Source organism: Rufibacter soli (assembly GCF_054781795.1).
The window spans coordinates 348,530-361,090 of the sequence record NZ_BAAGTS010000001.1; the positions used below are offsets into that span (position 1 = coordinate 348,530).

The following is a 12,561-nucleotide window of genomic DNA, read 5'->3' on the forward strand; positions in this document are numbered from 1 at the left end:
TCGTAATTTGAGGCTATCGCCTCACTGAAGTTGAAAACTTCAGATCATTTTAGGTCCAAGTTGAAAACTTGAACCAGGGAAAATGTAGTAGGGAACGGCCCCGCTTTCAAAGGACGAAATGCGGGTTCGTTTCATGCATAAACCAATTTCTCTATGGAAAGCTCATTTTCCCACTCAGGACTCATGACTTTGAACTTAGGACTCGCGCGTGTACTCTCGCGCCCAACTTGTTTTCTGAAAAATAGCAGAAAAACGCGTGAAACTTATTCAATCTCTTTATTTTAACGGATTCAAAGCTTCCGTCCTTTATAACCTTCTGCCTTATGTCATTCCGTTCCCGCCGTGAGGTGCTGGCCTCGCTTTCTGTGGCTGCCGCAGCTCTTCCCCTTCTGGGTTTCGCGCCCTCAACCGCGTTGGCAGAGAAAGCCCTCAAAACCATTCTTCCGCCTCGGCTCAAGCCCGGCGATACCGTTGGATTGATTTGTCCGGCAGGGGCGGCGTTTAGTAAAGAGACGGTGCAGATTACCATAGAATCTCTGGAGGCGCTTGGCCTTAAAATAAGGCTGGGGAAACACGTGTATGACCGGATGGGCTACCTGGCCGGCACAGACCAGGCCCGCGCCGAGGACGTGAACACCATGTTCGCAGATAAAAGTATCCAAGGTATTCTGGCCATTCACGGCGGCTGGGGCTGCGCCCGCTTATTGCCCTTGCTGGACTACAAGACCATCCAGAAAAACCCCAAGCCACTCATTGGCTACTCAGACATTACCGCCCTGCTGCTGGCCATTAACGCCAAGACCGGATTGGTGACCTTCCATGGCCCTGTGGGCGCTGCCACCTGGAACAAATTCTCAGTTGACTCTTTCAAGCAAGTGCTCTTTGACGGCATGCCCACCCTTTTTGAAAACCCCAAGGAGATTGGCGATAACCTCACCGTCACCAAAGACCGCATCACCACCATCACGCCTGGCACGGCCCGCGGTAAATTGGTGGGCGGAAACCTGACCGTGCTCACCGCCATTATGGGCTCAGACTATCTGCCCCACTGGAAAGACGCCATCCTGTTTCTGGAAGACACCAATGAGGCCGTGTACCGCATAGACCGCATGCTTACCCAACTCAAACTGGCGGGCGTGCTGGACCAGGTGAAGGGCGTGGTGTTTGGCAAGTGTTCTGACTGCGAGCCGGGCAAGGGCAGCTACGGTTCCCTTACCCTGGAGGAAGTACTGGAGCAACACCTGCAGCCCTTGAAGGTACCGGTGTACTCCGGCGCCATGATTGGGCACATTACCCATAAATTTACTATACCAGTAGGCGCTGAGGCCGAAATGGACGCCACCGCTGGTACTATAAAGCTATTAAACAGTGCTGTGGCCTGATTTGGAACTTTGCTTCTCGCTGGCCCTGTTTTTGATATAATTGCCGTAATTTGCAGGCGTTTACCCTACCCATACCCGTTTTATCTGACTCTGCCTTGAAAAAACATCGTCTTCTTTCCCTCTTCGTTATTTTGCTCTTCTTTGTAGGAGCCGTAGCCCTGCATGGCCAGACCCGTGGCGCTAAAGCAGGCAAATCTTCCCCTAAAAAGACGGTAGTCGCTAAAAAAGCGTCTTCCAAAAAAACTTCGGCCAAGAAGCCGGCAGCCAAGAAACCGGTGGTTCCGGCGTTCAACCCCAAGACAGATCCGCCTTTCTATGGTGCTAACCAGAAATGGGTGGACTCGGTGTTCATGTCTCTCACCCCAGAGGAGCGCATTGCGCAGTTGATCATGATTCCGGTGTACTCCAACAAGAACCAGGCGCACGTAGACTCCATCAGTAAGCTGATTACCACCTATAAAATTGGTGGGTTGATTTTCTTCCAGGGTGGGCCCGTACGTCAGGCAAACATGACCAACCGCTACCAGCGCGAAAGCAAGGTGCCGCTCATGATCTCCATTGACGGCGAATGGGGCCTGGCCATGCGCCTGGACAGCACTACCCGGTTCCCGTACCAGATGGCCTTGGGAGGCATTGAGAACGAGAAGCTTATCTATGACATGGGCGCCGAGATTGCCCGCCAGTGCCAGCGCCTGGGCATTCACGTGAACTTCGCGCCGGTGGTAGACGTGAACAACAACGCCAACAACCCCGTGATCGGTTTCCGCTCTTTTGGCGAAGACAAATACAACGTTACCCGCAAGGCCCTCGCTTATGTGAAGGGTATGCAGGACAACAAGATTCTGGCCAACGCCAAGCACTTCCCCGGCCACGGTGATACCAACGTAGATTCGCATTACGGTCTGCCAGTGCTCCATTTCTCCAAACTGCGCCTGGACTCCACGGAACTCTACCCGTTCAGGGAGTTATTCAAAAACGGGCTGGGCAGCCTCATGGTGGCCCACATGAACATTCCCGTGCTGGACAACACCAAAGACCTGGCCTCTACTCTTTCCAAGAACATTGTACAAGACCTCTTGAAGGATGAGATGAAGTTCAAAGGGCTGGTGTTTACAGATGCCTTGAATATGCAGGGCGTGGCTAAATTCTATGGCCCCGGCATAGTAGACGTGAAAGCCTTATTAGCAGGTAATGACGTGCTTTTGAACACCATGGACGTGAAAACCACCATTGAGGAGGTAAAGAAAGCCATCGCTAACAAAGAGATCACGCAAGCCGAGGTTGATGAGCGTTGCAAGAAAGTGCTGGCCGCCAAGCAATGGGCCGGGCTGGACAAATGGAAGCCCATTGAAACCAAGAACCTGATCAAAGACCTCAACAACCCCACCGCCGACTATATTAACCGTCAGCTCACGGAGGCTTCTTTGACGTTGTTGCGCAACAAGAACAACGTTTTGCCTATCAAAACCCTAGACACGCTCAAGATTGCAGCCCTGGCCCTGGGCACTAACGTAGAGACTGATTTCCAGCGCAGCCTGGCCAAATACACCAAGGTAGACAACTTCTTTTTATCCCCTACCAGCTCCATTGCTGAGTTGCAGGCCCTTAAGGAACAACTTAAAGACTACAACACCATCCTGGTGGGCGTGCACCGCCTGCAATTGAAAGCCTCCGGTAACAATACCTTTGGCATTACCGCTGAGATGAACCTGTTCCTGAAAGACCTGATCCGTTCTAAGCCCACTATTGTAAGTGTGTTTGGCAACGTGTACAGCCTGAACCGCTTTGAGGATATTGAGAAAGCCGCCGGCGTGATTGCCACGTACCAGGAAAACGAACTGACCCAGGATGCCGCCGCCCAGCTGATCTTCGGCGGGATTGGCGCCAAAGGCAAACTGCCCGTGAACGTATCTAACTACTTCAGGATTAATGACGGCCTTAAGACCGATGGCGGCCTGCGCCTGGCGTACACCGTACCAGAGGCGGTTGGCTTGAGATCACAGGACCTGGCACAGATTGACACCCTAGTAAATGAGGCCATCAAAGCCAAAGCCACCCCGGGCGCTCAAGTGCTGGTGGCCAAGAACGGCAAGGTGATTTACTACAAGTCGTTTGGGTCGCATACCTATGACAACAAGGTGCCCGTGCAGAACACAGATCTGTATGACCTGGCCTCGGTAACCAAAATCACTACCTCTCTGGCGGCCTTTATGAAACTGAGCGGCGAAGGCAAGTTTGACGTGGACAAAACCCTGGGTGAGTACCTGCCCATGATGAAGGGTTCTAACAAAGAGAACCTCAAGTACCGCGACATTCTCACCCACCAGGCTCGCCTGAAATCCTGGATTCCGTTCTGGAAAGAGACCGTGAAGGAGAATGGCAAGTTCAAGCACAAAACCTTTGAAACCGATTCTTCGGCTAAGTACCCTTATAAAGTGGCGCAGAACCTGTACATGCACAAAGACTACGCCGAGGAAATCTACAAGGAGATCAAGGAGTCCCCGTTGAACGAGAAGCCGGGCTATGTGTACAGTGACCTGTCCTTTATTCTGGCCCCGCTGGTAGTGAAGAACATCACCGGCCAGGACTTTGAGACCTACCTGAAGAAGAACATCTACGAGCCGCTGGGTGCCACCACCCTCACCTTCAACCCGTACAAATACTACCCGCTGAGCAGAATTGTACCCACCGAGATAGACACCCTGTTCCGGAAGCAACTGCTGCATGGCACCGTGCATGATGAAGGCGCCGCCATGCTGGGCGGTGTAAGCGGCCACGCCGGCCTGTTCGGGACTGCCAATGATTTGGCTAAAATGATGCAGCTGTACCTCAACAACGGCATTTATGCCGGCAAGCGCTACATTGCACCTAACGTGGTAAGCACGTTCAGTAAATGTCAGTTCTGCCCAGACAATTACCGCGCCCTAGGGTTTGACCGCCCTTCTAAACCGGGCACCGTAAACGGAAACGCCCCAGAAAGCGCCCCGGCAGAGAGCTTCGGGCACACCGGCTTTACCGGTATCTACAGCTGGGTAGACCCCGTGAACCAACTGGTCTACGTGTTCCTGTCTAACCGCGTGCACCCAACCCGTGAGAGCTCTACCCTGAGCAAACTCAATACCCGCACCAAAGTAATGCAGGTGGTCTATGACGCCATGGCCAAAGCCAAGAACGGTTCTAAAACTACTGATACTACCTCGGCCAGCTCTGGGAGATAACACTTTCAGAAAGTGATAAAACGGAAACGCCCACCTCAATTAAATGAGGTGGGCGTTTCCGTTTTAGAGCCGTTTTTCTAAAAACAGGCTTAAAACGATATTTAGAGATTTAGTTACTAAGCGTCAGTTGGAAATGGGGCGTGGCGAAGGAAATAGCGTCGCCTTCGCGCTGGTTGGTGCTTACCCATTGGCCCTGGTGATAGATCCAACTGCTGTGCCCGGTGCTGTTGGGCGCATATGTCCGGATGCTAGGTTCATAGGAGATTCGGGCGGGGCCCAGCTTTTCACCGGTCTCTGGGTCTGCCGGCTCATAGCGGTTCTGTTTAAGGATAAGCCACTCAAAGGCGATGAACAAGCCCTGTGCGGGCATCTGGAGGTCATACTGGCTCAGGTCCAGCCGAACCGTTTTAATGCCCTGTGGAGCCTGCACCAGTAGCGGCGTCTTCAACAGCGAAGTGGTAGGCTCTCCTTTTTCGCCTACCCGCAGCAGGTGAATCCGGAAGGTGGCTTTCTTGAGGTTGTTCATGGTGATGAGCGCCACTTCATCCAGAAAAGGCGTGGCGGCAAAGTTGGCGGTATAGGGTATGTACTGCGCCACAATCCAAGGCGTGCCGTTGCTCCCGAAGCTGTACTGGGTATTGTTGTCTAAAGCGTTTATAACCCGTTTGGTGCGCTTGGCATCTTTCCTCACAGTGACCTCAGACAAGACTACCGCCGATGGCACTAGCACAATCTGTAGGACAGGGCCCACTATCGCTATTCGGGCTTTCTCATACCCCAGGCAACTAACCACCAAAGTCTTGCCGGATAGGCCCGTCTGGGTAAACCTGAACTCGCCTTGCTCGCTGGAAGTAGTGCCCAGATTCTCATTTTCCACCCAGATATTGGCAAACGCCACCGGCTTGCCCGTGGCTTGGTCTGTCACAGTGCCTTTGATTTGGCCGTACGTGGTGAAAGAGAAAAGGAGGCAGAGAGCCCAAAGGGGAAAAACGTGTTTCATGAGATACTGCCAATTTACCACTTTGCCGAGACCAATTCCTACTTCTGGCCTGTTTTGCCAAAAACGGCCTTAAAACAGAAATTACCGAGGGCACAGGTACAACGCCAGAAGCTCAACGCCCATTGCTGCCTCATATAAAAAGATTGGTTCGGGTAAGAGCAATAGTTGCCTGGTCCTTCAAAGAGCCAGGGTGATATTTTATAAGGCATTCAAAGGAATTGTGGCCCTGTCTAAGTGAGCCTTTGGGGCAGGCAGTTCACGCAAGTTGAAACCCTTCGCCAGAGGCGGGTAGTGGTTGGGAACCTGAACCCTGAAGATGACAGGGCAGGACGGTTTTCCTTCAGCCGCATTATCCTGCACTTTTATAGGTTTGGTCTATTATTTCATGGGGTAGAGGTCGGCCACTACTACATCGTCTTTTGGTTTGCGGGCATCGGTGGGGCTGTCAAAGACCAGTAGCAGATGTTTTTCATCATACAGGGCCAGGCCTTCGGCTTTGTCTTTGCCGGAGGTCTCCCCGCTGCCGTGGGGCACGTCAAACAGGCGCTCCAGGTCATGGCGGTGCACCATCTGCTCTTCCTGTAGGGTTTTTACCATGGCTTTGGGCCATCGGTAAACCGCGATGATGCCGTCCAGATCCATGGTAGGTCCCGCCAAGATATACAGGTCCTCTCCTTTGATCCTTAGCTCCCGGATGCCTTTGCCATTCATGTGCAGGAAATGCTTTTTATAGAGCGCGCCGTCTTTGGCCGCCTTGAGTTGCAGGGTTCCTTCCTCCTGTCCCGACTCTACCTGTAGCTCTAGAATCATGGCCCAGCCCCTTAAGACAGGCCCCCGCAGTCCCAAAAAGATGCGGTTTTCATGCAGGGCCAAGCCTTCAATATCAAAGCCGTTGTCTTTGCCGGGTATGTGCAGAAAGTCTTGCAGGTGCGGGTCTTTGGCAATGGCCTCCATTAACTGGTTTCCTTTGTCTGAGCCCATAAGCTGGCCGGCCCTTAAAGATTTAGCGGCGTCTTCGGGGTTGGTGCACTCCTTGCAGAGGGTATACTCGCCGGTGGCGGCATCCTGCACCAACGGAATGCGGGCCAGCAGGTACCTGTTTGCCTCTGAGATGACCTTGGAAAGGCGTTTGATCTGTTTCTGGAGGGAGTCTTCCTTGCGGGGTTTCTTGCGCTTAAGCCCGTGTGACCCCACCAGCCACAAATAGCCCCCAGACTCGCCCATGCCTTCAATGTCAATCTCTGTCTTTTTCCCGTCTGGCAAATCCAGGAACTGGCTCAGGTCAAAGCGGGTATGCTCGGCAAAGGTGTTGTCGCTTACTTTTTTGAGTCTTTCCAGGGAGATCTGCTCATCACAACTTAGCCAGAGGTAGTCACCGGTGCGTAGCACGGTAGACAGGCCGTCGCGCACGTGCTTGCCGGTGGTGGTGAAACTCTTCTTGGGGTCAAAATGAAGCTCAACGTGGGTAGGCTGGTTTTTCATGGGTAGTTCTGCCGAAGTACTGGAAGTAGACAATGGTGTTAAACGCGTTTGCCCCAGGGGCTGTTTCCTGAGCAAAGGCTCTAAAACCAGAACGCGGCAATCCTTTAGGGGTTGCCGCGTTCTGGTTTCTTCTTTTAGGTATGATCTACGCAAAAACCTTTCTTGTAACCCCTGGCTCGCGCCACGCAACTGAAGGGGCTACGCTGTAAAACTTGCCGGTAAAAGTCAGGGACGGGTATACGCCATGGGAGACAGAGGACTAATTGCGCTTTTGCCCGGGTTACCCTCGCGTAGGCGGCCATCTTTGAGTCTGAACCTGCGGGTGGCTTGCTCCGCGATGCTTTTCTCCTGGGTGGCCAACACCACGGTTATGCCCTGCCGGTTTACTTCTTTGAGCGTTTCCATCACCACTTTAGAGGCGTGGGTATCAAGTCCGCCGGTGGGTTCATCTGCCAGGATTAGCTTCGGGCTGCCAATGAGGGCCCGGGCAATGGCTACCTGCTGGCGCTGCCCGGCAGACAAATCAGCGGGTGAATGCTGGGCCCAGTCTTTCAGGCCAACGCGGTCCAGACATTCCAGGGCAAGTTGATTGCGCTCTTGGCGGTCTACATTCTGATATTGGAGCGGCAAAGCCACGTTTTCCAGGATATTCTGAAAACTGATCAAGTCAAAGCTCTGCAACACAAACCCCAGAAACTTATTCCGGAAATGCGCCGCACCGGCCTGCGACAGGTTTTTCATAGACGAGCCCGCCAGGGTGTAATGGCCCCGGTCAAACTCATCTAAAACCCCCAGAATGTTAAGCAACGTAGACTTACCTGAACCTGCTGCCCCCAGCACAGACACCAGCTCCCCTTCCTGTATCTGCAGGTCTATGCCTTTCAGGACATGTAGTTTGTTGCCCGCTACGGCGTAGTATTTATGGATGTCCTGGAGGTGAATCATGGCTCTTCAATTCTGGGTGGGCAAAAATGCCGGTATTCTTTGGCCCTTGTTTTAATAGATTCCCCTAGGGGTGAAATGGTTGCATTTTAAGCACAAGCCCATAAAGCGTTTCTGGCCCGTTTTTACCAAAACAGCCCCAAACCAGGCTTTATATAGGTTTTATCCTTTTATTGGTAGCCCACGCTCCCTTTTTATTACAACTTCTGCAGGACAAAATTTAGCAGCGCTCCCAAATTAATTTTCCATAAATATTCAACAAACCCTATACTAATCAAATACTTAAAACTTAGTAAAGATAAAGGCACAAAAAAAGCCACCCCGCATGAGGTGGCTTTCTATTTATAAAATCCAAATGCTTACGAAGCTTTGAGGGTAATTTTACGTTCTACGGTGTTGTAAGGGCCTGGCACTACTTTGCCTTGGCTGTCTATCAGTTCCAGCTTAAAGGTGTTTTCGCCCATAGGCAAGCCCTCTACCAAGTAGGGCAACCATTGGTCTAGAATAAACTCGTTGCCATTGATGGTGGCCCGCACCTTGTTGCCGTCTTTGGCTAAGGTGGTGTTGACCAAGTAGAAGTCCAGCATCACTTTCTTGGTGTCTGCACCTTTGTATTCCCCTTTAGGGCGGCTGTAGAACAGGTGCTGGCCGTTCTCGTCAAATTTGGTGGCACTGGCAGCTGCGTTGCCTACCTGGAAAGTTCTAAGGTCATAGGCGCCCTTGTGCTTGATGCTTTCATGGTAAGACCGTGACAGGAAGGAGAGCACCACGTGCTGGCCTGGTTTCACAGCCTTGTTGAACATAGGCTTGTAATGCGCGGTGTAAGGCTCATTGTCCACTATGTTATGGATGTGCTGACCTTCTTTGGAGTTGGCGTGCTCATGCTGCGTGGCATCTGAGGTTTGCTGACTCAGCTGGAAGTTCTCCACGCCATATTCAAACCGAACGGAGTCACCAGTGAGTTTGGCGTTTTTCTCCGGCTTGTTCAGGGTAAGTTTGGCGTCTGGGAAGTCAACTGAATTGCTGTAGGAATAGACCTTCAGGCCCCCTTTTTCCATGGGCGTGCCCATGGTGCCGTTGTGCTGCACCCCGGCAGAATCATGCTCCATCTCCTGCTCTGTGGCGGTGGTGGTATTGGTTTCTGTGGTGGTAGTGGTGGAACGGTTTCCATCACAGGCAGATGCAACCAGCAGGGCTGCAATTGCCACAAAGGATAAGTGTTTCTTTTTCATAGTAATTAAGTATCGTGAATAGTAGGCGAATGTTTCAAAGTTAGAAATTTTGTAACTTGCGTCTCATTTCTAATCTCTTTTTTAAGAATACGTCAATCCAGGTTTATGAACGATAAATTATTAGAAGAAATCCCTTCTCTAGACCTAGCCGACTTCGTGTCTGGCGACCCGCAGCGCAAAGCTGCTTTTGTACAGGCCATGGGTGACGCCCACCAGAACATTGGGTTTGTGGCCCTGAAAAACCACGGCTTGAGCGATGACCTCACCGAGCGTTTATATGCTGCCATCAAGAAATTCTTCGCCCTGCCAGATGAGGTGAAGCAAAAGTATGAGATACCTGGTCTGGCCGGCCAGCGCGGGTACGTGGGCAAAGGAAAAGAGCACGCCAAAGGCCGCAACACCGGTGACCTGAAAGAGTTCTACCACGTGGGCCAGGAAGTTACCGACAATGACCCTATCAAGGAGGAATACCCAGATAACGTGTGGCCAACAGAGGTACCTGAGTTCCAGGAAGTAGCCCTGGAGGCGTACCAGCGTCTGGAGGCCGCCGGCAAGCAAGTATTGAAGGCTTTGGCTATCTACTTAGGTCTGTCTGAGGATTATTTTGACGCCAAGGTACACAACGGTAACAGCATCCTGCGTCCTATTCACTACTTCCCTATTGAGAACCCAGATGCGGTTCCCGCTGATGCCGTACGTGCCGCAGAGCACGGTGATATCAACCTGATTACCCTATTGATGGGCGCCTCTGCTGACGGCCTGCAGGTACTGCGCCGTGACGGTAAGTGGATTCCCATCACCGCCTTACCTGAGCAGGTGATTGTGAACGTAGGAGACATGCTGTCCCGCCACACCAACAACAAGTTGAAGTCTACTATTCACCGCGTAGTGAACCCACCGCGTGAACTGATGAACACATCCCGCTTCTCCATCCCGTTCTTCATGCACCCACGCTCAGAAATGGACTTAACCTGCCTGGAGAGTTGCATTGATGCCCAAAACCCTAAGCAGTTCCCAGACATCACCGCCGGCGACTTCCTGAATGAGCGTCTGGTAGAGCTGGGGCTCAAAAAATAAGATGATTTATATCATTTAGAAAGGAGCCGTAAAGGCTCCTTTCGTTTTTATGCCTATTTTTAAAAAACGGCCTTAAAACGCAACTCAACCCCAGACATTTGCGCCCTCGTAATATTATTTTCCTGAAGGATGTTGCCTCGCTCTCGCTCACGGCGTTTGGCGGGCCGCAGGCGCATATCGCCATGATGTTGCGCCTGATGGTGGAGAAGCGAAACTACCTCAGCGAAAAAGAGTTGCTGGAATTGAATGCCCTCTGCCAGATTCTGCCTGGCCCGGCCTCCACCCAAACCATTACCGCCATTGGGTTTAAAGTAGGAGGTCCTAACCTGGCCTACCTTACGCTTCTGGTCTGGATAGCGCCTGCCGCTATCATTATGATTGCCGCCGGGCTCATCATGTCTTTTCTGGAAGGCAAAGGCGCTCCTCTGGGCTTTACCCGTTTTATCCAGCCCATGGCCGTGGGTTTTGTGGCCTTCGCCGCCTGGCGCATCAGTTCAAAGGTGGTATACACCAAGGGTGGCATTGTGATTATGGTGGTATCTGCCATCCTGGCTTTCTTTTTCAGGTCGCCGTGGGTGTTCCCACTGCTCCTACTGGCCGGCGGAAGCCTCACCGCCCTTAGGTTTCAGAAACAACCTGTGCTGGAAAAGAAACCCATGAAGGTGGAATGGGCTAATTTCCTGCTGTTTGTGGGTGTGTTAATAGCGGCGGCCTTGCTGGGAAGGTACACCCAACTGCGGGCAGTCCTGCTGTTTGAGAACTTCTACCGGAACGGCAGCCTTATCTTTGGCGGGGGCCAAGTCTTGGTACCTGTCATGTACACCGAGTTTGTGGAGTTTAAAGGGTACCTAAACTTCAAAGAGTTCATGTCAGGCTTTGCTTTGGTGCAGGCTCTGCCCGGCCCGGTTTTCTCTTTCTGCTCTTATATTGGCACTTTGTCTATGAGGCCTTACGGCTGGGGCGGTCAGATTTTAGGGGGAGTGGTTTCCACCATTGCTATTTTCCTGCCGGGTACCTTCTTGATTTTCTTTGTGATCAGGTTTTGGGAAGAATTGCGGAAGTACCGGGTTATTCAGGCTTCGCTGGAAGGGATCAACGCGGTAGGCTCCGGCATGGTCTGCGCGGCGGCTATTATGCTTTACCATCCCATAGAGAACACGCCTTATAATTTCGGACTGGTGGTGCTCACCTTTGCCTTGCTGCTCTGGACCAGGATACCCGCGCCAGCGCTCATTCTTATCGGTTTGGCCGCGGGCCTGTTGTTTCCGGGGTAGCTCCTGTTTTAAGCCCGTTTTCATGAAAATAGCCGGAAAACAGGATGAGTACCCTGCCTCCCGGCTATTCAGTTTTGTTATATATGTGTCTACTTCAGTAGGCCCAGTAGATAGTCTCCGTACCCGCTTTTGCGCAAGGGTTCTGCTATGCGCTGCAATTGCTCGGCATTGATGAAACCCATTCGGTAGGCTACTTCCTCTATAGAGCCAATCTTCAGTCCCTGGCGTTCCTCAATCACCTGTACAAACGTGGCCGCCTGCATCAAAGATTGGATGGTACCGGTGTCTAACCAGGCTGTGCCTCTATCCAAAATACCTACTTTCAATTTGCCTTGGCGCAAATACTCCTTATTCACGTCTGTGATCTCATACTCCCCACGAGGGCTGGGCTTCAGGTTTTTAGCAATATCTATTACCTGGTTGTCATAGAAGTAAAGCCCTGGCACCGCATAATGTGATTTTGGCTGCGCAGGCTTCTCTTCAATGGAAATAGCTTTCATGTTCTCGTCAAACTCCACCACGCCGTAACGCTCTGGGTCTTGCACATGGTAAGCATACACTACACCTCCATCTGGATCGTTGTTGGCCTGCAGCAACTTGCTCATGCCAGAGCCATAGAAGATATTATCTCCCAAAATGAGGGCGGCTTTATCTCTGCCTACAAAGTCAGCACCTAACACAAATGCCTGGGCAAGACCGTTGGGTACTTCCTGCACTTGGTAACTGAAATTACAGCCAATCTGGCTACCGTCGCCCAACAGCCGCTCAAACATGGGCAGATCATGTGGGGTGGAGATAATCAGTATGTCCTTGATGCCCGCCAGCATGAGGGTAGAAAGCGGGTAATAGATCATTGGCTTATCATACACCGGCATTAGCTGTTTGCTAACCGCTAAGGTAAGTGGATGCAACCTGGTACCTGAGCCTCCGGCTAAGATGATTCCTTTCATGCGC

The 12,561-nt window shown here is 52.0% G+C and carries 9 protein-coding genes; 4 read left to right on the forward strand and 5 right to left on the reverse strand.

Going from position 1 to position 12,561, the window contains the following annotated elements:
• Positions 1 to 323 precede the first annotated feature (323 nt).
• Complete coding sequence (locus ACYVJQ_RS01430) at positions 324 to 1,382, forward strand: S66 peptidase family protein (protein ID WP_460891284.1); 1,059 nt, start codon at positions 324 to 326, stop codon at positions 1,380 to 1,382.
• A 95-nt stretch (positions 1,383 to 1,477) separates the two neighbouring features.
• On the forward strand, positions 1,478 to 4,600 hold the full coding sequence (locus tag ACYVJQ_RS01435) for a glycoside hydrolase family 3 N-terminal domain-containing protein (protein ID WP_460891285.1): 3,123 nt from the start codon (positions 1,478 to 1,480) through the stop codon (positions 4,598 to 4,600).
• Between the two features lie 109 nt (positions 4,601 to 4,709).
• On the opposite strand, the gene ACYVJQ_RS01440 is transcribed toward ACYVJQ_RS01435, so the two are convergent.
• The 4 genes from ACYVJQ_RS01440 to ACYVJQ_RS01455 all read right to left on the reverse strand — a co-directional run bounded on the left by ACYVJQ_RS01440 (position 4,710) and on the right by ACYVJQ_RS01455 (position 9,256).
• Complete coding sequence (locus tag ACYVJQ_RS01440) at positions 4,710 to 5,600, reverse strand: carboxypeptidase-like regulatory domain-containing protein (protein WP_460891286.1); 891 nt, start codon at positions 5,598 to 5,600, stop codon at positions 4,710 to 4,712.
• A 378-nt stretch (positions 5,601 to 5,978) separates the two neighbouring features.
• Entirely contained in the window at positions 5,979 to 7,082 is a 1,104-nt protein-coding gene (locus tag ACYVJQ_RS01445) for a DUF3616 domain-containing protein (RefSeq protein WP_460891287.1), read from the reverse strand.
• A 225-nt stretch (positions 7,083 to 7,307) separates the two neighbouring features.
• Positions 7,308 to 8,027 carry an ABC transporter ATP-binding protein gene (locus tag ACYVJQ_RS01450; RefSeq protein WP_460891288.1) on the reverse strand — a complete coding sequence of 240 codons (720 nt, stop codon included), beginning with the start codon at positions 8,025 to 8,027 and terminating at the stop codon, positions 7,308 to 7,310.
• Positions 8,028 to 8,383: 356 nt separating this feature from the next.
• Positions 8,384 to 9,256 (reverse strand): hypothetical protein, encoded by an 873-nt coding sequence (locus ACYVJQ_RS01455; protein ID WP_460891289.1) that lies wholly within the window; start codon positions 9,254 to 9,256, stop codon positions 8,384 to 8,386.
• Between the two features lie 105 nt (positions 9,257 to 9,361).
• On the opposite strand from ACYVJQ_RS01455, the gene ACYVJQ_RS01460 reads away from it, so the two are divergent.
• Both ACYVJQ_RS01460 and chrA read left to right on the forward strand, forming a co-directional pair.
• Positions 9,362 to 10,333, forward strand: a complete 972-nt coding sequence (locus ACYVJQ_RS01460; RefSeq protein WP_460891290.1) for an isopenicillin N synthase family dioxygenase — start codon at positions 9,362 to 9,364, stop codon at positions 10,331 to 10,333.
• A 98-nt stretch (positions 10,334 to 10,431) separates the two neighbouring features.
• Positions 10,432 to 11,607 (forward strand): chromate efflux transporter, encoded by a 1,176-nt coding sequence (gene chrA / locus ACYVJQ_RS01465; protein ID WP_460891291.1) that lies wholly within the window; start codon positions 10,432 to 10,434, stop codon positions 11,605 to 11,607.
• 89 nt (positions 11,608 to 11,696) lie between these two features.
• Here the strand turns inward: chrA and rfbA are convergent, their stop codons facing one another.
• Entirely contained in the window at positions 11,697 to 12,557 is an 861-nt protein-coding gene (rfbA, locus tag ACYVJQ_RS01470; RefSeq protein ID WP_460891292.1) for a glucose-1-phosphate thymidylyltransferase RfbA, read from the reverse strand.
• Positions 12,558 to 12,561 lie beyond the last annotated feature (4 nt).